Source organism: Streptomyces sp. NPDC043996 (assembly GCF_056435225.1).
On record NZ_JBWKEY010000002.1, the window covers coordinates 478,482 to 502,272 of the forward strand.

Consider the following 23,791-nt stretch of genomic DNA (forward strand, 5'->3'; position numbering starts at 1 on the left):
CACCGTAGGAGACGCCTCTGACAGTCGCCGTCCGCCGCTCTCGCGCACCGCGCCACGCCCCCGCACGCCGCCCGAACGTCCGTCGCCGCGCCGCGCACGCCATCTCCGCGAAAGGTTGTACGCGACGCGCGTGGCGATCACCACGGTGATGAAGGTGCCGTGAAGAACGTAAGGTCACCTCGTTCACATCTGTCGCCGGGTGCACTCGGGCCCCGGCATCACCTGTGGGGGGACACCACATGCAGCACCGCACCCGCATCGCCGCCCTCGGCTCCGCGCTCGCCGTGGCCGCCGCGGGCTTCGCCGCGCCCGCCGCCTTCGCGGCCCCCGCCGCGCCCGGCATCACGATCGACAAGGTCACCGTCAACGGCGGCAAGCCGGTCGTGCTGGGCACGACCGCCGCCAAGACGTTCACGGTCACGGTCAACGCCACGACCGGCTCGCCCCTCACCGAGGCCGACCTCGACCTCTTCGGCCCCGACGCCGCCAACTCGGGCGCCAATGGCGCCACGTGCACGGCCGAGGGCACGAAGGCGACCTGCACGGAGAAGTTCACGATCGACCCGGACGTCGACTTCTTCAACAACAAGCCCGCGGCGACCTGGTACGTCAACGCCGCGCTGTTCGCGGAGGAGGACAGCGACTTCTTCGAGAAGGCGGGCTCCTTCAAGGTGCAGCGCGCCGCCAAGCTGACGGTCGACGCCACGCCCGAGCCCATCAAGAAGGGCAAGACGCTCACCATCAAGGGCGCGCTGACCCGCGCCAACTGGGAGACGCAGAAGTACTCCGGCTACTCCGGCCAGTCGGTGAAGCTCGAGTACAAGAAGAAGGGCGCCACCGCGTACTCCGTGGTGAAGTCCGTCAAGACCGACACCAAGGGCAACCTGAAGACGACGGTCAAGGCCTCGGCCGACGGCGACTACCGCTGGAACTTCGCGGGCAACACGACCACCGGGGCCGTCGCGGCCACCAGTGACTACGTCGACGTCCGCTGATCACCGCGTGGCGGGGGCGCGTTGACTGACGCGCGCCCGCCGCGCACGCTTCACAGAGCCGGCCGCTCCCGATCCCAGGGGGCGGCCGCTTCCAGTTGTCCGGCGAGGGCGAGCAGCGTGCCCTCGCCGCCCAGCGGTCCGCAGAACTGCACGCCGAGGGGCAGCCCTTGGGGCGTGCGGTACAGCGGCACCGACATGGCGGGGCGGCCCGTGATGTTGGCGAGCTGGGTGAACGGGTTGGGCGCCAGGTTCTGCACGACGGCCTCCTTCCAGAACCGCGTCCTGCTGAAGCGGCCCGCCAGGCCCGTCCGCAGCAGCGCCCTGCCGAGCTGCCGGGTCACCCACGGCGTGTCGAGCTCGCCGATCCTGACCGGCGGGCGGGCGAGCGTCGGCGTGAGCAGCAGGTCGTACGTCTCGTGGAACGCGGCCAGTTGCCGGGTGTAGGTGTTCCAGCGGTCGTGGCGGATGGTGTGCTCGGCGGCGTCGACGGCGCGGCCCGCGGCGGCGATGAGCCGGGTGTCGAGCTCGAACTGGCCCTCGTCCGCGCCGCTCTTGTGCTTGACCTCAGCGAGCGCCGCGGCGTTCACGGCCGCGTACATCGCCATGAAGTCATCGGCCATGCGCAGCCCGTCGACGCCGGGTTCGGCCTCCTCCACCTCGTGGCCGAGGCCGACGAGGAGCTTCACGGCCGCCTCGACGGCGTCGCGCGCCTCGCGGGCGACCGGGGTGCCGATCGGCGAGCGGGTGCTGACGCCGACGCGCAGCTTCCGCGGTGTCCTGCGGGCGAGTTCGGCGTACGGCTCGTCGGGGCGCGCCGCCAGGTAGGGGCCGCCCGGGTCGGGGTGCGCGGTGAGGACGTCGAGCAGGGCCGCGGTGTCGCGGACGCTGCGGGAGACGACGCCGTCGGTGGCCGCGCCGAGCAGGAGTTCGCCGTAGCCGGGGCCCGCGGGCACCAGGCCGCGGCCCGGCTTCAGGCCGAACAGGCCGCAGCAGGCGGCGGGGATGCGGATGGAGCCGCCGCCGTCGTTGGCGCCCGCGGCCGGGACGATGCCCGCGGCGACGGCCGCCGCCGAGCCGCCGGAGGAGCCGCCGGGCGTGTGGCCGAGGTGCCACGGGTTGCGGGTGGCTCCGCCCGCCTCGGGCTCGGTGATGCTCTTGATGCCGAACTCGGGTGTATTGGTCTGCCCGAACACCACGAGTCCGGCGTCGAGCCAGCGCCGGACGACCTCGCTGTGGCGGGCCGCGACGAGCCCCTGGGCGGCCCGTGAGCCGCGCCCGGTGGGGCGGCCCTGGTAGTCCTGCATCAAGTCCTTGATCAGGAACGGCACTCCGGCGAACGGGCCCGAGAGCTCGCCCGCCGCACGCTCGCGGGCGATGTCCGGCATCGGGCGGACGATCGCGTTGATCTTCCCGTTGACGGCATCGGCGCGGGCGAGGGCCGTCTCCAGGAGCTCGGCCGCCGACACGTCGCCGCGGGCCACGAGACCGGCGAGCCCGACCGCGTCGTACGTCCTGTAATCCGCGTACTCCACCACGTACCCCCACGACTCGACGTCCTCGGTCCCCGTGATCCGTCCTCGTCACGGATCTCCGGATTCCGGGGAGGGTAGATCGTCGGTGCGGTGCGCGGCAACGGGTCCGCCGGGCCGCGGACATGGCAGGTGGGCCGGTTTTGGCCACCGGCCCGCCGCGGGCGGCGGACCCGGACCTCAGCCCTCCCGCAGCGCGGGGTTCTCGCGCTTGCCGCGCCGGTGCGCGACCTCCCCGAGGACGACGTCCACGGCGAGGAAGGCGGCCAGCGGAAGCCCGAGGAGCGGCACGAAGTAGCCGAGCACCGCGATCGCGGCCATCAGCGGCACCAGGACGTACGGGGAGACGTGCTGCCAGGCTCCGCGCGGCAGCGGGCGGCCGAACGCGCCGCCGCTTCCGCGCAGCCACCACATCCGGTAGCCCCACACGACGAGCAGCACCAGGGCGAGCGCCAGGGCGGCGAGGGCGATCTGGTTCACGAGCCCGAAGAGCGTGCCGGAGTGCGCGTCGACGCCCCAGCGGGTCAGCTTCGCGAGCATCGGGTAGTCGTCGAACCGCAGGACCTCGGTGACCTGGCCGGTCCCGGGGTCGACGGCGGCGGAGTCCGCCTTGCCGGGCCAGGTGCGCTCGATCTGCTTGACGAGGTAGCCGGACGCGCCGTCGGCGGGCGGCACGATCTCCACGGGGCCCGAGAGGCCTTCGGCGCGGGCCGACGTGAGGACGGCGTCCAGGCCGATGTCCTTCGCCTTGGCGGACCCGCCGGTGGCGCCGCCACCGCCGTGCTCGGCGTGCTCACCGCCGCCGCCCGCCGCGCTCGCCGAGATCGTCGGCGTCGTCTGCCCCAGCGCCTGGCGCAGGTCGCTGATGCTCTCGCCCGCGTACGCGGACCAGGTCAGGCCGGTCGCGGACAGGAAGAACAGGCCCGCGGCCGCCCAGGCGCCCACCGAGCCGTGCAGGGACAGCAGGCGCCGTCGGCCCGTCGTGCCGCGCAGCTTGCGGCGCGCCCGGCGCCGCGCGAACCACAGGACGAGGCCGCCGCCCGCGATCACCCACAGCCAGCTCGCGGCGAGTTCGCTGTACAGGCGGCCCGTCTCGCCCAGGTGCAGATCGCGGTGGAGGCCGGAGATCCAGGTGCGCAGCGGCAGCGCGCCGCTGGAGCCGTAGCTCTCCTCGGCGCCGCGCACTTCGGCGGTGTAGGGGTTCACGAAGACGGCGAGCGTGCGGTCCTCGGGCACGCCAGGGACCCCGGAGAGCAGCACCCGCGTCGTCGCGCCGTCCTCCGCCGAAGGACGCACCGCGGCGACCGTGCCTTCGGGGTGCGCCGCGCGGGCCGCGGCGACCTGCCGCTCCACGGGCAGCTCCCGGTCCCCCACCGGGACCCGCAGCTGGTCGGCGTACACGATGTTCTCCGCTGTGTACGAGGCCGCGTACAGCAGGCCCGTCGCGGCGGCGACGAGCAGGAACGGCGCGATGAGCACCCCGGCGTAGAAGTGCAGGCGAAGCACCAGCGGGCGCAGGGAGCCCCACGCGGACCGGCGCGCGGCGGGCCCCGTGGTGGGGGCGGGCCGCCCGTCGGGCGGGGCGGGGGCGGGGGGTGCGGCGGACATGTCGTGCTCTCCTGGTGCGGTCGGAACGGGTGCGCCGGTCGCGACCGGGGCGGTCCATGGGTCGAGCCGGGAGGAGAGCGAGTTCCCGGAGGCTGATGTGATCTACGTCATATAGACGATGGCCGGGTGACGGCGCTGCGGTACGACAACATCCCACGTCCTCAGCACGCGCGAGTGACATGGCGCGATGGGTTCCCTGTCATGCGGCCGCCCGCATATCCTTGTTGACCTCCCCCTGCTGCCGCGAGGTTGCGTCATCGTAAGGAAGCGGCTTGTGAACGGGGGTAGTTGGCAGGGTGAAATCCGCGCGACGATGGGGCCCATGACGGCGGCGCAACGAGCCATGACCCAACTGGAGTCATGGCCGCATCTCGTAAGTGGTCCTCCCCGATGTGCGGTCGGGCGGTCCTTCAGCACCCCGGGCGCTCCCGGAACGGCGGGGTACGAGCTCGTCCACTTCCACTCCGACGACGCCGCGGACGTGTGCCTCACCCGCGCCGCCGTCGACCGGCTGCGCCCGCAGCTGACGCACAGCTCCGCGATCCGGGTCCGGCCCGGCGCGTCCTGGATCACCGTGCTGCTCGACTGCGACATGGACGTCGCGCTCCTGCTCACGCTGGTCAGCGTCGGCCTCAAGGCCCACGACGACGCGCTGGCCTCGGGCGCGGAGCCCGGTCGGCCGGGACCCGCGGCCGACGCCCCCTCTCCCCCGTGCGACTGGGAGGCCCGCGCCTGCCCGGCGCCGCGGGGCCCGGCCGCGCCCCCGCCGTCCGCCGCCGGGGCCCGCTTCGGGCTGCGGGCGACGTGGAAGGCGGTGGGGCGGCTCATCCCGCACGGGCACCACTGAGCCGCGCGCCGCTCAGGCGCGGCCGTGCCCGCGCGCCCGCCAGGTGGGCGCGAGCACCGACCAGACCTCCTCGTCGTGCCGCACGCCCCGGTACAGGTAGCTCTCCTTGAGCACCCCGTCACGCGTCATGCCGAGCCGCTCGGCCACGGCGATGCTGGGCGCGTTGCCCGACGCGACCACCCACTCCACGCGGTGGATGCCCCGCGCCTCGACCGCCCAGTCGATGAGGACGCGCGCGGCCCGGGTCACCAGGCCCTTGCCCACCCCCGCGGGCTCCAGCCAGCAGCCCGCCTCGGCGATGCCCGCCTCGGCCTCCAGGCGCCGCAGGATGACCGCGCCGACGAGTTCGCCGCCCCACCAGATACCGCAGATGCGCCCGGTGTCGCTCGCCGTCTTGTCCGCGTACGCCTGGAGGTAGGCCCGGCTCGACGCCAGGTCGGTGATGAGGTCGGGCAGCCCGTTGTGCCGCCCGATGAACTCCCGTCCCCGCTCGATGTGGGCGAGGAACTCCCCCGCCTGCCACGGCTCAAGGGGCCGCAGCTGCGCACCGTCGTCGCCCAGCGATATCGCGTACATCCGATCATCGTAGGACGCGCGCGCCACCGCCCAGGACGCGCCCGTCAGGTCGCGAGGTCGAGTGCGGCCGACACGATGCTGTCGGCGTCGATCCCGTGGTGGCGGTAGGTGTCGGTGAGCGATCCCGACTGGCCGAACCCCGTGACGCCGAGCGCGCTCGTGGCGACCTTGTTGACCGTGGCGAGGAACGACAGGGTGTGCGGGTGGCCGTCGAGCACGGTGACCAGGGGCGTGGCGCGGTCCGCGGGGAACGCCTGGTCCAGGATCCAGGTGTCGGCGCGTTCGTGGCCCTGGCGGGCGCGCAGCACGCGGTACAGCAGGTCGGGGCTGGTCACACAGACCACGTCGGCGGGCACGCCCTCCTTCTCCAGGCGGTCGGCCGCGGCCAGGGCCTCCGTGACCACGGCCCCCATGGCGGCGATGGTGACCCGGGCACCGGCGCGCCGCCTGAGCGGATAGGCACCGGCGACGGCCTGACGGCGGCGGCGCGCCCGCGCGGCCGGATCGTCCGGGACCGCGGCCAGGGACTGGTCCACCGGACGCGTGGACAGGCGCAGATAGCAGGAGCCGCCGTCCGGGCGGCCGAGGCGGGCGAGGCTCGCGAGCAGCGTCCACTCGGTGTCGATCGCGAAGGCCGGCTCGTACGTCACGCACCCGGGCTGCTGCAGGCCGATCGTCGGGGTCTTGACCGACTGGTGGGCGCCGCCCTCGGCGGCGAGGGACACTCCGGACGGGGTGCCCACGAGGAGGGACTGTCCGCCCGCGTAGATGCCGTAGGACCAGGGTTCGAGGGCCCGCTCGACGAACGGGTCGTAGACGACGCCGATCGGCAGGAGCGGCTCGCCCCACCGGCTCCAGGTCGCGCCGAGTTCGGACAGCAGGCCCACCAGGTTGGTCTCGGCGATGCCCAGTTCGATGTGCTGGCCGGTCGGCTTCTCGTTCCAGTGCAGGATCGTCTCCGCGTCGTCGGCGAACCAGTCCCTGCGCTCGCGCGGCGACCAGACGCCCACCTTGTTCACCCAGCCCCCGAGGTTGGTCGTGGAGCTGACGTCCGGGCTGACGGTCACGATCCGGCGGGCCGCATCGGGGGCCTGGCGGGTCAGGTCGAGCAGGACGCGGCCGAGGACGGCTTGCGTGGTGGTCGTTCCCTTCGGGGTACGGCCGAAGTCCGCGGGCAGTTCGGGGGGCGCGCTGTGGTGGACGGCAGGGCGGCGCAGCAGCTCGGCCGTCTTCTCGCACAGCCGGTGCGCCTCGCCGGTGGCGGGCAGGGCGCGCCACGGGTCGTCCGCGTCCGCGCCGACGCGGGCGGCCAGGTCGCGCAGCTGACGCTCGGTCAGGAGCGCCGAGTGGTTCTGCGGATGTCCCTTCGTCGCGAGGCGGTGTCCCTTGACCGTGTACGCGAAGATGACGGTCGGCCGGGTGTCGTCGATCGCGGCGAAGGCGGCGTCGAGGGCGTGCGCGTCGTGGCCACCGAGATGGGCCAGGGCCTCGACGAGGGTGTCGTCGTCGACGTCGGCGACGAGTGCGGCGACGCGGGGCGCTTCGGGTCCCGTGCCGGGCAGCCGACGGCGCAGTTCGGGGCCTTCGCAGCGCAGCAGCCGCTGGTATTCCGGGTTGGCCATCTCGTCGACGCGCCGGCGCAGGGCGTCGCCGCCGGGCCGGGCGAAGAGCTCCTCCAGCAGGTGTCCGTACTTCAGCGTCATGACCTGCCACCCCGCGGCGGAGAACATGCCGCGCAGCCTCTCGGCGGCGATGCCCGGCACGACCCGGTCCAGCGACTGCCGGTTCATGTCGACGACCCAGACGACCTCCCCGAGCTCCGCCACCAAGGGGTCGAGGACCGCTTCCCAGATCGCGCCCTCGTCCAGCTCCGCGTCGCCGAGGAGCGAGTACTGGCGTCCGGTGCCCGGATCGCTCCCCGCGGCCGCGGTGTAGCGGCGCGCGAGCGCGCCCCAGAGCGGGGCGGTGGCCCCGATGCCGACCGACCCCGTCGAGTAGTCCACCGGATCGGGGTCCTTGGTCCTGCTCGGGTAGCTCTGCAGGCCCCCGAACTCCCGCAGCCGCGGCAGGTACGAGGCGTCGAGGAAGCCCAGGAGGTGGTTGATGGCGTGCAGCACCGGGGACGCGTGGGGCTTGACCGACACCCGGTCCTCGGGCCGCAGGTGCCTGAACCACAGGGACGTCATGATCGACACCATGGACGCGGACGAGGCCTGGTGGCCCCCGACCTTCAGGCCCGTCGGGTTCGGGCGCACCCGGTTCGCGTGGTCGACGATCGCCGTCGAGAGCCACAGCACACGGTCCTCGATCTCGGCCAGGACCTCGAACTCGGGGTCGGTCCGTGGCGCGCTGTTCGTGGTGCTCTTCATCGTCCAACCTCTTCGGTCTGGTTCCGCATGGTCCTTCGGCCCTTCGGGCGGTTCATCTCGTGGGGACGGGCGCCCGCGTCCCGGCGCGGATGAGCGTGTCGCCCAGGGGCTTGTAGGCGAGGGCGTCGCCGAGCGCGAGCATGGCGGCCACGGCCACGCTGGCGTGCACGCCGACGGTGGTCCACTCGCGTTCCGCGTCACGGGAGACGACGAGCACGCGGGTCAGCGCGGGCGCGCCGGGGGCGCTGTCGAGGACGCGCACGCTGGAGTCGACGAGGGCGGTCTCCGCGACCCACGGCAGCCGCGGCACCAGGGCCCGGCGCAGCGCCGCGTCCAGGGCCCGGACCGGGCCCTCGCCCCCGGACGTCGCGATGACGTCCCCGGCGCCTTCGGTGGCGAACGCTCCGGCGCCCAGCGGTCCCGTTCCTGAGACTTCTGAGGCTTCTGAGGTTCCTGAGGCGTCCGCGAGGTGGTCCGCGCGCAGCCGCACGCTCGCCTCGCAGACCACGGTGCCGTCCGCGGTGTGGCGCTCGACGACCTGGTACGTCAGGGGTGTGAAGCCGCCGGGCAGCCGTGGCGCGCGGTGGCCGCTGGCCGTGCCGGCGGGGCGGGTGGCCGGGTCCACGGGGCGTGTCGCCGTGCCCGCGAGTTCCTCGTGCAGGAGCAGCGCGAGCGAGGCGTCGGCCGACTCGAAGGACCAGCCACCGGCCTCCAGTTCCTTGACGCGGGCGACGACGCGGGAGAATGCCTCGGTGCCCTTGGCGTCCGCGCCCTTGAACTCGAAGTCCGTGGACTCGAAGTCCTTGATGTCGAACCCGAGTTGAAGGCACTTCAGCTCCAGGCTGGCGCGCCCTGCCATCTCCGTGACGAGGATGCGGGAGGTGTTGCCGACGACGTCCGGGTCGATGTGCTGGTAGAGACTGGGGTCGACCTTCATCGCGCTGGCGTGCAGGCCCGCCTTGTGCGCGAAGGCCGCGGCGCCCACATAGGGCTGGTGCCGGTCGGGGGCCACGTGGGCGGTCTCCGCCAGGGCCTGGGCGGTCCCCGCGAGTTCGGTGAGCCGCGTGGGCGGAAGCACCGGCAGGTCGAGTTTGGTGGTGAGGTTGCCGATGACCGCGAACAGGTCGGCGTTGCCCGCGCGTTCGCCGTAGCCGTTGGCCGTGCACTGGACGTGGGTGGCTCCGGCCTCGACGGCCGCGATCGTGTTGGCCACGGCGCAGCCGGTGTCGTCCTGGCAGTGGATGCCGATCCGGAACCCGGTGCGCTCGATCACCTCGGCGACGACGTCGGCGAGGCGGCCGGGCAGTCGGCCGCCGTTGGTGTCGCAGAGCACGGCGACGTCGGCGCCCGCTTCCATGGCCGCGTCCAGGACCCGCAGCGCGGTGTCGGGGTCGTCGGCGTACCCGTCGAAGAAGTGCTCGCCGTCGAGGAACACCCGGCGCCCCTCGGCGACCAGGAAGCGGACCGTGTCCGCGACCATGGCGCGGTTCTCCGCGACGTCCGTGCGCAGCGCGCGCTCGATGTGCCGCCGGTCGGTCTTGGCGACCAGGGTGATCACGGGGGCGCCGGACTCCAGCAGGGCGCGCACCTGCGGATCCCGTTCCGCCCGCCGTCCCGGCTTGCGGGTGCTGCCGAAGGCGACCAGGGCCGCGTGTCTCAGGTCGAGTTCGGAGGCCGCGCGCTGGAAGAAGGCGGTGTCCTTGGGCAGGGCCCCGGGCCAGCCGCCCTCGATGAATCCGACTCCGAGGGAGTCGAGGAGGCGGGCCGAGGCGAGTTTGTCGGTGACGGAGTAGGAGATCCCCTCGCGCTGCGCGCCGTCGCGCAGGGTGGTGTCGTAGAGGTGGAAGCTGTCGCCGAGCGGGGTCCCGGCCGGTGCGGTGCGCGTGTGAGCCACCGGGCGTCCTTCCTGAGCGGTTGTCGTTGTCGGACGTCCTGGGTCGGATGTCCTGGTGGGGCGGTCCGCCGCGGAGCCGGTCACGCGCGCGGAGGGGGCGGTGTCGGGCCGCCGGGGCGCGGGGCGGTACCGGCTCGGGCGGTCCGGGAGGCGACGTCCGGAGGGCAGGGGTCAGCCGCTCGGGGACGTCGGGTCGGGCGGCCGTGACCCGGCCGAGGTCGCATCCGGGCCGGCTCGGCCCCACCGGTCGGGCGGGGCGAGGTCCCGTGGAGGATCGGCGCGGGCACGGCCATGGTGGGCCGCGGCAGCGACGTCTCCAGCGAAGGGAGCTGTTCGGTCAGTCTTCGGGTACGACGGGGTCCGGGGTTCCCCGGAGTCGGCCACGCGCAAGTGGCGGCACGACGCTGTGCCTTGTCACCGGGCGAGACGCGGGGTGCCGCGGCGCTGACTGGTCCGTCATTACGCGCGGACGCGGGACGGGAAGGTCAGGCGCACCCTGGCAGGGGGCACGAGAGGCCCGGATCGGTGCTTTCCGTGCGCGTCAGGGCAGGGCCACCACGTTCGCGGATCGTGAACGAACGGTGCGAATGGCTCCGGTTCCGCTCAGGGTGGAGCAGCGGCGGACAGGCATGCAAGAGACTCCCGCGACGTGTCGGCGCCATCCTCGTGGGCTTCGTCGTGGTACCCGCGGACGGCGATCTGACTTCCGAAGGAGCCGGGGCTCCTCCGGTCACAGTGGCGGGACCGTGCCGGATTCTCACCGGCTTCCCCGTGCCGCGGGTGTTGGCCCCACATGTCTAGCAGTCGCCCCCGCGCCAGTCACCCCCTATCGACCCCCACCCACTGTTCCCCGGGCGGTCCTGTTCCCTCCCGAGCGACACCGCGTAGGCTGCTGCGAGCAGCTGGTTCGCCCCGTCCGCCAGGCGGGAGCGTCGCAAGAGGGAACCCGGTGGGAATCCGGGACTGCCCCGCAGCGGTGAGCGGGAACGACCGCCGTCACACGCACTGGGCCCGACGAACGGGGCCTGGGAAGCGACGGCCAGTAGGAGTCCTCCGTCAGGAGGGCGTGCCCGCGAGTCCGAAGACCTGCCAACTGCCCGCGCGCGGACCCCTTCGCGCGCGGACATCCCGGTGACCTCGAGGGCGGGTCGGCGTACAGAGCGAACGGACGACCGCGCGGGATGCCGCGCCCGGTCGTATCACTGCCGTCCGCTCCGTCACCCCTTCGCGCCCCCGTCCCGTCGCCGGGACCTCAGGGACTCATCTCGCGAAGGAGATCTCCGTGGGCCCATCGGTGCGGAACAATCCGCGGCGGGTCGTCGTGGACGGCACGTCCATGGTCGCCGTGCCCGTGCAGGAGTTCGAGAGTCTGCTCGCCACGCGCAGACAACTCGGCAGCCAGACCGCGAGGATGCGGATGCTGCGGGACACGCTCGTCGACATGAGCGAGTTCCTGGACACCCTGGTCGCGGCGCTCGACGACGACGCCCCGCCGGGGTCGCGGGAGCTCCCCCCGGCGTCAGGACCCGCACCCACCGGCCTGGCCCTGGTCACCGAGATACGGCGGCGCGCGCACCAGGTCCGCGCCCTCACCGGGGCGGAGCGCGGTCCGCGGACACGGGGCGGTCCGGGACGTACCCCGGCGGCGTGAGGGACACCGCCTCGGGGGCGCGGTGCCGCTCGGGGCCCGTCGAGCGGCACCGCCGGGGTCAGTGCCGCGCGGCCACGCGGCGGCGCGGCTCGACCCTCAGGGTCAGGGGGGCGGGTGAGAGCGTCATGCGCAGCAGCGGCTTCGCGGCGGGGGCGTCCGGGATCCGGGCGAGGGACACCTGGGAGAGAACCGCCGCGGCGGCGAGCATCGCCTCGGTCATGCCGTACGTCTCACCGATGCACCGGCGGACGCCCACGCCGAAGGGCATGAACGCCTCGCGCTGCTCCGGGCCCGCCTTGCCGGGCAGCCAGCGATCGGCGTCGAACCGGCCGGGGTCGGGGAACACGCGGGCGTCGCGGTGCAGGCAGTACGGGCTGAACATCACCTCGTCCCCCGGGGTAAGGCGGGTGCCGCCGAGCGTGACGGCCTCGGTGACCCTGCGGCTGAGGACCGACACCGTCGGATAGAGCCGCAGCGTCTCCGTGAGGACCCGGGCCAGCAGCGGCAGGCCCGGGATGTCGTCGTAGGCGGGCGGGCGCCCGGTCAGCTGGGAGTCGACCTCGTGGTGCAGTTCCCGCTCCAGGTCGCCGTTCTCCGCGAGGACGCGGAGCGTCCACGCCAGCAGGTCGGCGGTGGCGGGGATGCCGCCGTTCATGAGGGCCGCGATCTGGTCGCACACCTCGTCGTCGGTGAAGGCCCGGCCGCTCTCGTCGCGCGCCGACATGATGACGGAGAGCCCGTCGCCGAGACCGGCTCCGCGCTCCCGGTAGGCCGCGACCATCTCCGCGATCAGCTCGCGCACCCGGGCCCTGGCCCGCCCGAACTCCCGGTTGACGGGCAGGGGCAGGCGGTGCACGCGGCGGAAGGGGACGACCATCTGCCACCACATGCCGGGCATCAGGGCGGTGTACGCCTCCTCGATCCGCCCGGTGCGCCAGGCCTGGGCCGGGTCGGAGAACAGGGTGCGGGTCAGCGCGCGGCAGGCCAGGCGGCGCGTCTCGCGGCACACGTCGATGTGCTGGCCGGGTTGCCAGGCGGCGACGGCCTCGGCGGCGCACCCGGCCATGGCGGCGGCGTACCCCGTGATGCGCTCCTGGCGGAACGCCTGGTTCATCAACGGGCGCTGATAGCGGTGCTCGTGGGCCGAGCAGGTGCTGAGCCCCTCTCCGATGAGGGTGCGGGCGGTGTCCACGAACGGGCCGCCCTTGTCGAACCTGCGCTGCCCGCTGGCGAGCACGGTGCGGACGAGCTCCGGGCGCGTGACGAGGTACACGGACTTGGGGCCGAGGCGCAGCCGCACCAGCGGCGCGACGGAGTGCTGCGCCAGCAGGAACGGGATCGGGTCGCGCCACATGGGCAGGGCGTGACCGAGGAGCGGAAGGGCCCGGGCGGCCACGGGTGTCGGTCCGGCCGGGTCTGGTGCGGACGGCATAGAGCGCTCTCCTAGCGGTGCTGTGTGTCTGCTCTGTCGTTGCCGTGGGGGGTTTCGCCGGGCGGGGGTGTGGTCCAGCGCGCCCCCATGGTCGCGGCGGCCGGTCCGACAAGTAAGGGCGTACTCGCGAGCGGGCGGGCGCGCGGACATGCCGTCGCGCCCCGCTCCGGGAACAGCCGCCCGGTGGTTCACACGACCGCTCAGACGACACGTTCGTATGATCGTCGGTAACTCCTGAGCGCTTCGGCGGTTGGACACCGCGAACGGGCCGGACCGGCTGGTCCAGCGCCTCCACGAGCAGTCGATACGTCAAGGAGCAGTCTGTGAACGGCAGTTGGGTGAGGAATCTGTCCCGCTGGGCGCTGGTGGCCGCGCTGTCCTGTGGCCCGGTCGCCCTGGCGACCGGCACGGCCCACGCCGACGAGACACACCGCGACTCGCACAACGCGCCCGTGGTGGCGCTGCTCAACACCGGCCAGATCGACGACCCGATGGAGGACGTCCTGGAGCACACCCTGCTGTTCGGGGACGGCTACGCCTGGGACTGACACCAGCGTCTGGAGCCGGATGCGCCTGGGACCGCGGGACTACCGGGACCGCGGGACTAGGTGACACGGCTCGGATCACGGCCGGACGGTACGGGTACCGTCCGGCCGTTCCGTTTCCTGGCGCCGCCGGGCGCCCCGCCCCGGTGGGCGCGTTCGACGGCCTGGGCCCAGTACGTGCCCGCGACCATGAGCGCCGCCCCCACGCCGGCGAGGACCGTGAACCGCTCGCCGCCCAGGCCGACGCCCACCGCCGCGGCCCACACCGGCTCGGTGCCGAGCAGCAGGCTGGCGCGGCTCGCGGAGCTGCGCTGCACCGCCCACGTCTGCGCCAGGAACGCGAACACGCTGCAGAACAGGGCGAGATAGCCGAGCTGCGCCCACACAGCGGCGTCGGCCTCCACCAGCGTGGGCAGACCGCTGGCGGCGGGCACCGCGAACACGGCGGTGCCGACGACGGTCTGCACGGTGGTCAGGTGCGCGGGCCGCACCGCGCGGCCCGCCGTCAGCCGCCCCACCAGTGCCACGTGGACGGCGCGCACCAGCGCGGCCGCCAGCATCAGCGCGTCGCCGCCCCGCAGCGCGTGGAAGCCGCCGCCGGACATGAGCAGGCCCACGGCCAGCAGGCACAGGCCGGTCGCCGCGAAGAACCGGGCCGGGAGGCGGCCGCCGCCGGACGCGCGGTCCAGGAGCGGGGTGAGCACGATGGTGAGGCTGATGATGAGGCCCGCGTTGGCGGCGCTGGTGTGCGCGACCCCGTACGTCTCCAGGACGAGGACGGCCGCCTGCGTGAGCCCGAGGACGCCGCCGACGCGGATCTCGTCCCGGGTGAAGCGCCGGTGGCGGGCGCGGGCGGCCGTCAGCGGGAGGCAGACGGCGGCGGACAGCAGGTACCGCGCGAACAGCACCACGAGCACGGGCAGGACGTCGACGGCCGTCTTGGCGGCCAGATAGCTGGAGCCCCAGACGAGGGCGACCAGGAGCAGGACGGCGTCGGCGCGGCGGGCGTGGAGCAGGGAGACGGGGAGCACCCCGCCCACGCTGCCGCGAGATGATGTTGAAGCCAAGACCGAGTTTCTTCACGGATGGTGAAGCGTCCCTACACTGTCCCGATGACCCGAACGCCGCCGCGCGGAACGCCGACGCACGAGACGTCGACACACGAGACGTCGATGCACGAGACGTCGATGCACGAGGCGCTCACGCACGAGACGCCGCCGCGCGGAACACCGTGCCGATGAACGAACGGCAGCTGCGCATCCTGCGGGAGCTCGGCGAGCTCGGCAGCGTCACGGCGGCCGCCGAGGCCCTGCTGATGACGCCGTCGGCGGTCTCCCAGCAACTGCGCCTGCTCCAGCGGTCGATCCCGGTGCCGCTCACCGAGCGCGACGGGCGCAGGCTCGTGCTCACCGACGCCGGGCAGGCGCTCGCCGACGCGGCGGTCGGCGTGGAGAGCGCCCTGGCCCACGCCCGGCACACCATCGACGCGTTCCTCAACGAGCCGGAGGGCCCCGTGTCCGTGGCGGCCTTCCACAGCGCGGGCGCCGCGTTCTTCCCGCTGCTGCTCCGCGGCCTCGCGGGTCCGGGCCACCCCCGGCTCGCCCTCGCCGACGAGGACGTCGCGCGCGACCGGTTCCCGCTGCTCACCCGGGACTACGACCTCGTCCTCGCCCACCGCATGGACCCGGCGCCGCCGTGGCCGTCCTCGGTCGTCGCCACCACGCTGCTGCGCGAGCCGCTGGACGTGGCCGTGCCGGTCGGCCACCCGCTGGCCGCCAAGGCCCGGCTGACGCCCGGCGACGTCGCCGACCAGCCCTGGATCACCGTTCACGACGGCTTCCCGCTGCTCGCGACGATCGACGCCATCGCGACCGCCGCGAACCGGCGGCTCGACATCGTGCACCGCGTCAACGAGTTCACCGTGGTCGCCGAGGCCGTGGCCGCCGGGGGCGGCATCGCCCTCATGCCGCGCTGGACGACGCGTCCCCACCCGGCCCTGGCCCTCAGGCCGCTCACCGGCGTGCACGCCCACCGCCGCGTCGACGTCCTGCACCGCCCCGAACGCGCCGCGCGCGCCGCCGTCCGCACGGTCCTCGCCGAGCTGCGCCGGGCGGCGGCCGTCATCCGGGAACGGGACCCCCGGGCGGAGACCGTCACCTCCAGCCGTACGCGTACGCCGCCACCCACGTGACCTCGATCTGCGCGCTGCTCCCCGGGGCCGCGTTCGGTCCCTCCAGGGCACTCTCGTTCTGCATGACCCAGGACAGGCGGCGGTTCGGCACCCCGCGGGTGTCGCGCCCGACCTGGCGGCCGTCGACGAAGAAGCGCACCTGCCCGGGGGTCCACTCGGTCGACACCGTGTGCCACCGCGTCCAGTCGTCGGAGCCGTGGAACCACCCCTGCCTGCCGCCGCCGCACGGGTGGTGGAAGGCGCTGAGGGAACCCGTCCACTCCCCCTCGGGGTGGTCCATCTCGCAGCCCCCGCCGTAGTGCAGCCACGCCGACTTGTAGCCGGGGGCGAGTTTGGTGACCTTGATGCGGGCGCTGTACTTGCCGTACTTCATCTGCATGACGGCGCGGGGTACGACCGCCGCCGAGTGGACCGGACCGCCGCGCGCGGGACGCCACATGCGGATGCGCATGCGGCCGTCGCCGTTCGCGGCGGGGCCGACGCTCACGGTGTCCTCCGGGTGGTAGACGCCCGCCACGCCGCGCCCCCGGCCGCGCTCGTTGGCCGTGTCGCGCCACCCCGTGGGGTAGGCCCACCAGTTGGCCCGGTAGTCGCCGCGGAGTCCGCCGCAGTACGCGGCGGAGGTGTCGGCGTGGTGGTCGCAGTCGCGGAACGAGCCGAGGGGGACCCGGTCGCCGTTGAAGTCCTCGGCGAGGACCTGCCAGAACGGCCCGCAGTCGCCGCGCGGCAGGTCGACTCCCGTGGTGCGGCAGGCGTCGGCCGAACGCGGCGCGCCGTCCGCGCTCGGCAGCGCGAACAGGGCGGCGACCAGCGTGGCCCCCACCGCTGCGAACAGCGTGGGCCTGCGCCGTCGTTGTGCTGCGTGTGTTCCCATGGCGGAGCGCTCCCTCCCGCGGCCGGGGTGCGGGGCGGTGGTCGGTGGCGTGATGTCGGTGCACGGTGCCGTCCGGCGCGGCGTGGGGCGTGGTGCGCCGGGGAGGTGTGCATCCTTGCCGGGCTGGAGGGAAGAACACCATCCCCCTGGAGAGGCGTCTTTCGGACAGCGGGTGTTCCGGGGCGCCTCCGGTTATCCCCACCGCGCACCCGGGGGCGTGGCCCATGGCCGGTGTCTAAGCGCGCGGGGACAGTGGTGCGCATGACAGCATCCACCAGATCCTCAAGGCTCCGGATCATCGCGGCCTCCGCCCTCGTCTCGGCCGCCGCGGCGATCGTCCCCGTACAGGCCGCCGCCGACTCCGGGGAGCGCGGCGGCCCGCTGTCGCAGCGGGAGCTGCGACAGGAGGCCGAGCGGGTCCTGAAGAAGGCCGGGTACGTCGGCGTCACCGTCCAAGTGCGCGACGGGCGCCGCTTACTGCGGGCGGCGGCGGGCGAGCGGGAGCGGGGCACCGGGCTGCCCCTGGACCACCGGGCGGGCTTCCGCGCGGCGAGCCTCACCAAGTCGTTCACCGCCACCGTCGTCCTGCAGCTGGCCGCCGAGAAGAAGCTGTCGCTGGACGACACGGTCGAGCGGTGGCTGCCCGGGGTCGTCCAGGGCAACGGCAACGACGGGTCCCGCGTCACCCTCCGCCATCTGCTCCAGCACACCAGCGGCATCCACAACTACGACCACGCCGACGACACCGGGTCCAGCGCCGAGGACTTCGAGCGCACCCGCTACGACCACCACGACCCCAGTGAGCTCGTGACCGGGGCGATGCGGCACGCGCCCGACTTCCCGCCCGCCGACCCCGATGACCCGGCGCCCGACTGGAACTACTCCAACCCCGGCTACGCGGCCCTCGGAATGATCATCGAGAAGGTCACAGGGGCGACGTGGGACGCGCAGGTCCGCGACCGCCTGGTCCGCCCGCTGAAGCTCAGCGGGACCTACGCCCCGGGCGACGACCCGCGCCTTCCGGGCGCCTACGCGCACGCGTACCACCAGTTCGCGGGCACCAAGCGGTGGGTCGACGTCAGCGAGCGCAATGTGTCCATGATCGGTGCCGCGGGCGAGCTCATCACCACCGAGAAGGACGCCGACCGGTTTCTCACCGCCCTGTACGGCGGGCGCCTGCTGCCCCCCGCCCAGCAGGCCGAGATGCGCCGCGTCGTGCCGGTGAGCGCGGACTTCCAGCAGGTCATGCCCGGCCTTCACTACGGCCTCGGCGCGATGCGGCAGCCGCTGAGCTGCGGCGGCTACCGCTGGGGGCACGGCGGCGACGTGGAGGGCCTGACGGTGCGCACGGCCGTCAGCGGGGACGGACGGCGCTCCGTCGTCATCAACGCCACCGGCAAGAAGGACGACGACGCCTGGTTCCTGACCGCGGAGAAGGCCCTGCAGAAACTGCTCGACCGGACCATGTGCGCGCCGTCGCGCTGAGCCGCGACGGCCGCTTCCCGGGGCGGCGTGCGGGCCGGGCCACCTCCCCCTGCCCTCCCGCGCGCCGCCCGCCCTCCGGGCCCGCCTATCGTGAACGCATGATCGATCTGCCGCTCTCCGCCCTCGAGGTGTCCCTCGTCGAGGAAGGCTCAACCCCCGCCGACGCGCTGCGCTCCTGCCAGTACGCGGCGGGCGAGTTGAGCCGCCTCGGCTACCACCGGCTGTGGTTCGCCGAGCACCACCACTCCCCCGCCATCGGCGCCTTCCCGCCCGTCCTGCTCGCCGCGCACACCGCCGCGACGACGTCCGCCCTTCGGGTCGGCTCGGGCGGGGTGCTCGCCCCCAACCACGCCCCGCTCACCGTGGCCGAGCAGTTCGCCACGCTCGCCGCCCTGCACCCGGGCCGCGTCGACCTCGGCATCGGCCGGGGCCCCGGCACCTTCCACGAGCCGACGGCCCGCGCGCTGCGCCGGGGCGCCGACCCCGCGACGGACGCGGAGTACCACGCGGACGTGGCCGCCACCCTGGACTTCCTCATCGACGTCGGCTTCGGCGAGCTGCCCGAGCCCTGGCTGCTCGCCTCCAGCGACGCCGGCGCCGAACTCGCCGCCGCCCTCGGCCTGCCCCTCGCCTTCGCCCACCACATCCGCCCCGACAACACCCTTCAGGCGCTGGAGCGTTACCGCGACGCCTTCCGCCCCTCGCGCTGGTGCGAGGCGCCGCGCGTCCTGGTGTGCGTGGAGACCGTGTGCGCGGACACCGAGGAGCGGGCGGCGGAGCTCGCCCGGCCCATGGACGTCATCAAGGCGGGCCTGCTCGGCGGCCGCTCCGAGACGCCCTTCCCCACGCCCAAGGCCGCGGCGGAGCACGTGCTCGGCGAACAGGAGGAGCGGGCCGTGGCCGCGTTCGTCGCCCAGCAGGCCCGGGGCACCAAGGAGGCGGTCGGCGCGCGCCTCGCCCGGATCGCCGCGGCCACCGGGGCCGACGAGCTGATGCTGGTCACGCCCGTCCACGACCCGGTCGCCCGGGTGCGGTCGTTCGAGCTGGTAGGGGAGTTGAGGGGGCGGAACGGGTAGGTCCCCGGTCATGGAAACCATGGTGAAGGTCGACGGCGGCGAGGTGTGGGCGGACGACAGCGGCGGGCCGGGTCTGCCGCTGGTCCTGCTGCATCCGGGCGTCGGCGACTCAAGGGTCTGGGACGGCGTGCTGCCCGCCCTCATCGAGCACCACCGCGTGCTGCGCTACGACGCCCGCGGGTTCGGCCGCTCACCCAAGCCGACCGTCGCCTACTCCCAGCTCCGCGACCTGGGCACGGTCCTCGACCACTTCGGCGTCGGCCGCGCCGTCCTGGTCGGCTCCAGCATGGGCGGCTCCACGGCGTTGGCCCTCGCCCTGGCCGATCCTGGCCGGGTAGCGGGCCTCGCGCTCTTCGCTCCGGGCGCCGTCGGCGCGGTGGGCCTGGAGTCGCCCGAGGTGAGCGCGGAGATCGAACGCCTGGCCACGGCGGGCGACATGGACGGCCTGGTGGCCCTCGCGCAGCGGGTGTGGGGCGTCCTCGACACCTCCCCCGAGGGACCCGCCGCCCGGGCGCTGCGCTCCGCGATCCCGGCCTGGTTCACGACGTACGCGTACGACGTGAAGGACGCGCCGACCTACGACCGGCTGGGCGAACTCGACGTGCCGTGTCTGCTCGCGCTCTGCGAGCGGGACCAGGCCGAGGTCATCGCGGTGAACGAGGAGATGGCCGCGCGCATCCCCGGCTGCCGTCTGGTCAGGCTCGCCGACTGCGACCACTTCCCCTCGCTCCGGCGGCCGGACGCGGTGGCGCGGCTGATCCTGGCGTTGAGCGGTCAGGTGGCCTGAGCCGGGTGGGGGCATCGACCGGCGGCGGGGCCCGGGGCGCCCGGGTCCCGCCGCCGGAGCCTGCTCAGCGGTGCGTCTTCGCGCGAGCCGACGGCGCGGCGGCTGTCACGGCCGCCCCCAGGCAGACGACGGTCATCGCCGTGCGCGACAGCCACCGCGCCTTCGCACCGCTTCCGTTCACCTGCCACCTCTCGGAGACCGTCGCTGGTCACACCGGGCGCGACGGTCTTGGCAGGGACGGCGGGGCACGCTTACTGGGGCACGTTGAGGACGAAGTCGAACGCGGCCTCCTTGGTGTTGCCGACGTCCCGCACGTTCATCAGGAGCCGCGCGTCGAAGATGGGGTCGGTGTTGTTGCGCGGCTCGTTGGGGAAGTACAGCTGGGTCGTGAGGATGGGGCGCCCCGGCGCCTGGAGCTTGACGTGCAGATGGCGGGTGCGCCCGGGGTAGAGGCCGGGGAAGACCGTGGTGAGGGTGAACGCGCCCTGTGCGTTGGTGAACTGGTGGCCGCGGTACCGGAAGCCGACGTTGTCGTAGGCGCCCCTGGCGTCGGCCTGCCAGAAGTCGAGGAGCGCGTTCGCGATCGGCTTGCAGGCCAGGCCGAAGACGTAGCCGGTGACGGTCAGGCGTATGCCCGTGCTGCCGGGTTCCAGGAGCGAGGTGCGCCGCGGGGAGTTGGGCTTGAAGTAGGGGCCTTCCGTCTGCCGCGGGGTCGGGTCGTCCCCGTCTTCGCACGGCGGCGTCAGTTCCGGTGCCCTGCCGGTGCCCGCCGACGTCCGGGCGAGTGCGGGGGCGGCCGCCATCGCCACCGGCACCGCCACACCGGCGGCCAGGGCCGCGCGGAGCACCGTCTTGCGGCTGGGGCCCCGCCCGGAGGCGCCGAGTCCTTCGCCGTCCTCGGGGGACTCGTCCCTGCCGTGCCCGTTCACGCGCTCGCCGTCCATGGCTCCTCCTGGGTGGGGGTGGGGGGATCGCTAAGAAGCTATGCGGAGGGCCGGTTCCGGGCGATGGACGGAATGCGGTGGTCGTGGTGAATATCGCCACCGCCGCGGCGGAAGTCGCCGGGGCTGGCGCCGGTCTCGCGGCGGAAGAAGCGGCAGAAGTACGCGGGATCGGAGAATCCGACCCGGTCGGCGACCTGGCGCACGGTGAGCTCGGTGCGGACGAGGAGGCGCTTGGCCTCGTGGACGCGCGCCTGCCGCAGGAGTTCGCCGGGCGTGCGACCCATGGCCGTCCGCACCGCCTCGTTGAGGTAGCTCACGGAAACGCCGAGGCGCGTGGCGCACTCGCGCACCGACCACAGCGGGGTGCGGGCGGTGCCGAGGAGCGTGACGAAGTCCGCGGCGATCGCGGCGGGGCGGGCGGGGGCGGCGCCCGCCGCGTCCCGTTCGGGGGCGAGGAGGCGGGCGGCGCGGACCACGAGGATGTGCAGATAGGCCTGGAGGAGGCCGTGGAAGCCGTCGGCTCCGGTGCGGTACTCGTGGTCCAGGTCGGCCACCAGACGGCCGACCCAGGCGGCGTCCGCGGCGGCGAGGCCGAGCCAGGAGCGCCGCCCGAGCCTGCGCAGGACCTCCTGGTCCGCCGGGTTGTCCAGGAGGAAGTCGTCGGTGAAGAGGATCACATGGCCTTCGAGGCCGCGCACGCCGTCCCAGTAGTGCACCTGCCCGGGTGCGATGAAGCACAGGTGGGGCGGGCGCAGGGTGAAGCGGGACAGGTCGACGACGTGGGTTCCGGTGCCGCCGGTGACGTACACGATCTCGTGGAAGGTGTGCCGGTGCGGGAACGAGGCCCGCGACATGGGGCCGATGCTGTCGAAGGTGCCGCTCGCGAAGGGCAGCGCGTTGGGCATCGGCACTTCGAGCCGGTGGATCGGCAGGCCTCCCCGCTCCGGCTCGCTGCCGTTCCTCCGCCCGCCGGGCAAGACTGTGGTCCCGCGCATGCGTACGCTCCTCATCCCGCCGTGGCTCGCGCGATCACGCGAGCGTTGTCAGGTCCATACCAATTGATGCGTCCACGATGGCATGGAGTGAGGAACGATCCCAGGTGTCTCAGGCCAAGTCTCGGCCCTTCAGCCGCACGATGGCGGAAATGGTCAGCTGCCGCGGCCACGGCCAGACCCCCGTGCCGGTCGTGGCCGCTGCAGCCGTCTTGTCCGCACGGTCCACGCGAAGGCCTGCTGCCGTCCGCGGGGACCGTGCGGGGTCTTTAGTGCCCCATGCCCGCGCCGCCGTCGACCGGGATCACGGCGCCGGTGACGTAGGCGGCCTCGGGCGAGGCGACGAACGCCACGGCGGCGGCCACCTCTTCGGGGCGCGCGAGCCGGCCGAGGGGGATCTGCCGCAGCAGGGCCTCGCGCTGCTCGTCGGTCAGGGACTCGCTCATGGCGGTCTCGGTCAGGCCGGGCGCGACGACGTTCACGGTGATGTTCCGCGAGCCGAGCTCCCGGGCCAGCGAGCGGGCGAAGCCCACCAGGCCCGCCTTGGACGCGGCGTAGTTCGACTGGCCCGCCTCGCCGCGCAGGCCCACCGCCGAGGAGATCACCACGATGCGGCCGGAGCGGGCCCGCAGCATGCCGCGGGTCGCCCGCTTCGCGACGCGGTAGGCGCCGGTGAGGTTGGTGTCGAGGACGGAGGTGAAGTCCTCCTCGCTCATCCGCGCGAGCAGCTTGTCGTTGGCCACGCCCGCGCAGGCCACGAGCACCTCGACCGGACCCTGCTCCTCCTCGACCCGCTCGAAGGCGCGGTCCACCTGCTCGGAGTCCGTCACGTCGCAGCGCACCCCGAGGAAGCCCTCGGGGGGCTCACCGGTGCGGTAGGTGACGGCGACGCGGTCACCGGAGTCCCGCAGGGTGCGGGCGATGGCCAGGCCGATGCCGCGGCTGCCTCCGGTGATCAGTACGGAGCGGGACACTGGGTGCCTTTCTGGTCGGGCCGGTCGAGTGGGGGAATCGTTCGGTACGGGTGTGCGCGGGTCCTCGCCGCTGGCCTCAGCCGGCGCGCCGCACCCAGGTCCGGGTGAGCAGGCCGCTCATCGAGGCGGCGCTGTCCATCACGGCGTGCACACAGCGGCTGCGGGTGACCGAGCCCCGCAGCTGGCGCTCCGGGGCGAGCAGCGCCACCGCGCCCGCGAGCACGGGCCCGCGCCACACGGGGGCGGCCACCGCGTCCCAGCCCGGCAGGGGCGAGGGCCCCACGGCGTGGCCCTGCTCACGGACGCGGTCGAGGGCGACCCCCGGCGGCGCCGGGCCGTCCAGGCAGGCGAGCATCGCGTGGCCCGCGGCGTCGGTGTCCATCGGGGCGCTCCACATCAGGCGCAGCGCCGAGCGGGGCGCCGCCGCCAGGGTGGCCGCGTGCGCGCCGACGGCACGGTCGACACAGAACCGCAGGTGCGCGCCGATCAGCAGCGGAGCGTACAGCAGCGACAGCTGACCCGTTCGTGACTGTAGAGTGACCAGTTCAGCACGCAACGCAGGCGAGGTCTGACCGACTTTAGTATCCGTGACCTCATCGACGAGGTGGGTGGAACGGTGCGGTGTCTCCGTCAGGGCGTAGTGGCCCCGTGGTCCGCGCTGCTCGACGGCCCCTTCCCTGGCGAGGGCCCGCACGTAACGGTGCGCGGTGGGCGCGGGCAGGTCGGCGCGCGCGGCGACGACGGCCAAGGGGTGCGGCCCGGGTCCCAGTTCACGCAGGGCGCGGAGCACGGCGAGAGTGCGGGCCACCGCACTTCCGGCGTGATCACGCACCGCCGTGGTGGCCACCGGTCGCAGCACCGTGCCCTCCTCCTCACCGGCATGGCTTCCCGCCATGGCCCGCGTCGTGTGTTCAGGTCCGGTCGCCATTCTTCCGCCGGTTCCTGGGGACTACCAGTCCCTGATTTTTCCGGTCCGCGTTTTACAGGAAGTTCAACTTCCGGTGAAACGGCCCCCACGACCC

20 protein-coding genes, 1 pseudogene and 2 riboswitches are annotated in these 23,791 nt (G+C 73.8%); of the genes and pseudogenes, 9 read left to right on the top strand and 12 right to left on the bottom strand.

Annotation, left to right across the window (positions count from 1 at the left end; translation table 11 throughout):
• Positions 1–239 precede the first annotated feature (239 nt).
• Entirely contained in the window at positions 240–995 is a 756-nt protein-coding gene (locus tag AC07A4_RS06185) for a calcium-binding protein (protein WP_478593665.1), read from the top strand.
• A gap of 50 nt (positions 996–1,045) precedes the next feature.
• Here AC07A4_RS06185 and AC07A4_RS06190 read toward each other — a convergent pair whose 3' ends face one another.
• On the bottom strand, positions 1,046–2,527 hold the full coding sequence (locus AC07A4_RS06190) for an amidase (RefSeq protein ID WP_478593668.1): 1,482 nt from the start codon (positions 2,525–2,527) through the stop codon (positions 1,046–1,048).
• Between the two features lie 177 nt (positions 2,528–2,704).
• The gene (locus AC07A4_RS06195) at positions 2,705–4,132 is read right to left on the bottom strand and encodes a PepSY-associated TM helix domain-containing protein (protein ID WP_478593670.1); all 1,428 of its coding nucleotides are present in this window, start codon (positions 4,130–4,132) and stop codon (positions 2,705–2,707) included.
• Positions 4,133–4,454: 322 nt separating this feature from the next.
• On the opposite strand from AC07A4_RS06195, the gene AC07A4_RS06200 reads away from it, so the two are divergent.
• Complete coding sequence (locus tag AC07A4_RS06200; protein WP_478593672.1) at positions 4,455–4,979, top strand: luciferase domain-containing protein; 525 nt, start codon at positions 4,455–4,457, stop codon at positions 4,977–4,979.
• A gap of 12 nt (positions 4,980–4,991) precedes the next feature.
• On the opposite strand, the gene AC07A4_RS06205 is transcribed toward AC07A4_RS06200, so the two are convergent.
• From AC07A4_RS06205 to AC07A4_RS06215, 3 genes are read right to left on the bottom strand one after another with little or no spacing between them, the layout of a single operon-like run.
• Positions 4,992–5,555: a GNAT family N-acetyltransferase gene (locus AC07A4_RS06205; protein WP_478593675.1), complete on the bottom strand. Its 564-nt coding sequence runs from the start codon at positions 5,553–5,555 to the stop codon at positions 4,992–4,994.
• Positions 5,556–5,599: 44 nt separating this feature from the next.
• The gene (locus tag AC07A4_RS06210; RefSeq protein ID WP_478593677.1) at positions 5,600–7,924 is read right to left on the bottom strand and encodes a transketolase-like TK C-terminal-containing protein; all 2,325 of its coding nucleotides are present in this window, start codon (positions 7,922–7,924) and stop codon (positions 5,600–5,602) included.
• 52 nt (positions 7,925–7,976) lie between these two features.
• Positions 7,977–9,818: a homocitrate synthase/isopropylmalate synthase family protein gene (locus AC07A4_RS06215; protein WP_478593680.1), complete on the bottom strand. Its 1,842-nt coding sequence runs from the start codon at positions 9,816–9,818 to the stop codon at positions 7,977–7,979.
• A gap of 683 nt (positions 9,819–10,501) precedes the next feature.
• A riboswitch (adenosylcobalamin (AdoCbl) riboswitch) is annotated at positions 10,502–10,600 on the bottom strand.
• Between the two features lie 104 nt (positions 10,601–10,704).
• A riboswitch (cobalamin riboswitch) is annotated at positions 10,705–10,926 on the top strand.
• Positions 10,927–11,100: 174 nt separating this feature from the next.
• Here AC07A4_RS06215 and AC07A4_RS06220 point away from each other — a divergent pair.
• A complete protein-coding gene (locus AC07A4_RS06220; protein WP_478593682.1) occupies positions 11,101–11,469 on the top strand; it encodes a hypothetical protein in 369 nt (122 codons plus the stop codon).
• 58 nt (positions 11,470–11,527) lie between these two features.
• Here the strand turns inward: AC07A4_RS06220 and AC07A4_RS06225 are convergent, their stop codons facing one another.
• Complete coding sequence (locus tag AC07A4_RS06225) at positions 11,528–12,901, bottom strand: cytochrome P450 (RefSeq protein ID WP_478593685.1); 1,374 nt, start codon at positions 12,899–12,901, stop codon at positions 11,528–11,530.
• Between the two features lie 347 nt (positions 12,902–13,248).
• Here AC07A4_RS06225 and AC07A4_RS06230 point away from each other — a divergent pair, with 347 nt between their 5' ends.
• Positions 13,249–13,449, top strand: a complete 201-nt coding sequence (locus tag AC07A4_RS06230; protein ID WP_478594371.1) for a hypothetical protein — start codon at positions 13,249–13,251, stop codon at positions 13,447–13,449.
• 56 nt (positions 13,450–13,505) lie between these two features.
• Here the strand turns inward: AC07A4_RS06230 and AC07A4_RS06235 are convergent, their stop codons facing one another.
• Complete coding sequence (locus AC07A4_RS06235) at positions 13,506–14,462, bottom strand: DMT family transporter (protein ID WP_478594373.1); 957 nt, start codon at positions 14,460–14,462, stop codon at positions 13,506–13,508.
• Between the two features lie 96 nt (positions 14,463–14,558).
• Between AC07A4_RS06235 and AC07A4_RS06240 the strand changes: the two genes are divergently transcribed.
• Together AC07A4_RS06240 and AC07A4_RS06245 are read left to right on the top strand one after the other, a co-directional pair.
• Positions 14,559–14,687, top strand: coding sequence for a hypothetical protein (locus tag AC07A4_RS06240; RefSeq protein ID WP_478593687.1), 129 nt, complete (start codon positions 14,559–14,561; stop codon positions 14,685–14,687).
• A complete protein-coding gene (locus AC07A4_RS06245; protein ID WP_478593690.1) occupies positions 14,684–15,637 on the top strand; it encodes a LysR family transcriptional regulator in 954 nt (317 codons plus the stop codon). Before AC07A4_RS06240 ends, AC07A4_RS06245 begins: the two co-directional genes overlap by 4 nt.
• Here the strand turns inward: AC07A4_RS06245 and AC07A4_RS06250 are convergent.
• A complete protein-coding gene (locus AC07A4_RS06250) occupies positions 15,600–16,511 on the bottom strand; it encodes a glycoside hydrolase family 16 protein (RefSeq protein WP_478593692.1) in 912 nt (303 codons plus the stop codon). The genes AC07A4_RS06245 and AC07A4_RS06250 overlap by 38 nt on opposite strands.
• A 261-nt stretch (positions 16,512–16,772) precedes the next feature.
• On the opposite strand from AC07A4_RS06250, the gene AC07A4_RS06255 reads away from it, so the two are divergent.
• The 3 genes from AC07A4_RS06255 (at position 16,773) to AC07A4_RS06265 (ending at position 19,859) form a co-directional block, all read left to right on the top strand.
• Positions 16,773–17,996: a serine hydrolase domain-containing protein gene (locus AC07A4_RS06255; protein WP_478593694.1), complete on the top strand. Its 1,224-nt coding sequence runs from the start codon at positions 16,773–16,775 to the stop codon at positions 17,994–17,996.
• Positions 17,997–18,094: 98 nt separating this feature from the next.
• Complete coding sequence (locus AC07A4_RS06260; protein WP_478593697.1) at positions 18,095–19,072, top strand: MsnO8 family LLM class oxidoreductase; 978 nt, start codon at positions 18,095–18,097, stop codon at positions 19,070–19,072.
• A 10-nt stretch (positions 19,073–19,082) separates the two neighbouring features.
• Complete coding sequence (locus AC07A4_RS06265; protein WP_478593700.1) at positions 19,083–19,859, top strand: alpha/beta fold hydrolase; 777 nt, start codon at positions 19,083–19,085, stop codon at positions 19,857–19,859.
• A 254-nt stretch (positions 19,860–20,113) separates the two neighbouring features.
• On the opposite strand, the pseudogene AC07A4_RS06270 reads toward AC07A4_RS06265, so the two are convergent.
• The 4 genes and pseudogenes from AC07A4_RS06270 to AC07A4_RS06285 form a co-directional block, all read right to left on the bottom strand.
• Positions 20,114–20,803: pseudogene (locus tag AC07A4_RS06270) on the bottom strand (dioxygenase family protein); the annotation flags it as partial.
• 38 nt (positions 20,804–20,841) lie between these two features.
• Positions 20,842–21,798, bottom strand: coding sequence for a helix-turn-helix transcriptional regulator (locus AC07A4_RS06275; RefSeq protein ID WP_478593702.1), 957 nt, complete (start codon positions 21,796–21,798; stop codon positions 20,842–20,844).
• A 266-nt stretch (positions 21,799–22,064) separates the two neighbouring features.
• The gene (gene fabG / locus AC07A4_RS06280; protein WP_478593705.1) at positions 22,065–22,769 is read right to left on the bottom strand and encodes a 3-oxoacyl-ACP reductase FabG; all 705 of its coding nucleotides are present in this window, start codon (positions 22,767–22,769) and stop codon (positions 22,065–22,067) included.
• A gap of 76 nt (positions 22,770–22,845) precedes the next feature.
• Positions 22,846–23,664: a helix-turn-helix domain-containing protein gene (locus tag AC07A4_RS06285; RefSeq protein ID WP_478593708.1), complete on the bottom strand. Its 819-nt coding sequence runs from the start codon at positions 23,662–23,664 to the stop codon at positions 22,846–22,848.
• Positions 23,665–23,791 lie beyond the last annotated feature (127 nt).

Coding starts and splice junctions, on each gene's coding strand:
- AC07A4_RS06195 (WP_478593670.1), bottom strand. CDS start 4,132: ATGTCCGCCGCACCCCCCGCCCCCGCCCCGCCCGACGGGCGGCCCGCC.
- AC07A4_RS06275 (WP_478593702.1), bottom strand. CDS start 21,798: ATGCGCGGGACCACAGTCTTGCCCGGCGGGCGGAGGAACGGCAGCGAG.
- AC07A4_RS06200 (WP_478593672.1), top strand. CDS start 4,455: ATGACGGCGGCGCAACGAGCCATGACCCAACTGGAGTCATGGCCGCAT.
- AC07A4_RS06210 (WP_478593677.1), bottom strand. CDS start 7,924: ATGAAGAGCACCACGAACAGCGCGCCACGGACCGACCCCGAGTTCGAG.
- AC07A4_RS06225 (WP_478593685.1), bottom strand. CDS start 12,901: ATGCCGTCCGCACCAGACCCGGCCGGACCGACACCCGTGGCCGCCCGG.
- AC07A4_RS06185 (WP_478593665.1), top strand. CDS start 240: ATGCAGCACCGCACCCGCATCGCCGCCCTCGGCTCCGCGCTCGCCGTG.
- AC07A4_RS06260 (WP_478593697.1), top strand. CDS start 18,095: ATGATCGATCTGCCGCTCTCCGCCCTCGAGGTGTCCCTCGTCGAGGAA.
- AC07A4_RS06265 (WP_478593700.1), top strand. CDS start 19,083: ATGGAAACCATGGTGAAGGTCGACGGCGGCGAGGTGTGGGCGGACGAC.
- AC07A4_RS06205 (WP_478593675.1), bottom strand. CDS start 5,555: ATGTACGCGATATCGCTGGGCGACGACGGTGCGCAGCTGCGGCCCCTT.
- AC07A4_RS06240 (WP_478593687.1), top strand. CDS start 14,559: ATGACCCGAACGCCGCCGCGCGGAACGCCGACGCACGAGACGTCGACA.
- AC07A4_RS06245 (WP_478593690.1), top strand. CDS start 14,684: ATGAACGAACGGCAGCTGCGCATCCTGCGGGAGCTCGGCGAGCTCGGC.
- AC07A4_RS06285 (WP_478593708.1), bottom strand. CDS start 23,664: ATGGCGGGAAGCCATGCCGGTGAGGAGGAGGGCACGGTGCTGCGACCG.
- AC07A4_RS06255 (WP_478593694.1), top strand. CDS start 16,773: ATGACAGCATCCACCAGATCCTCAAGGCTCCGGATCATCGCGGCCTCC.
- AC07A4_RS06250 (WP_478593692.1), bottom strand. CDS start 16,511: ATGGGAACACACGCAGCACAACGACGGCGCAGGCCCACGCTGTTCGCA.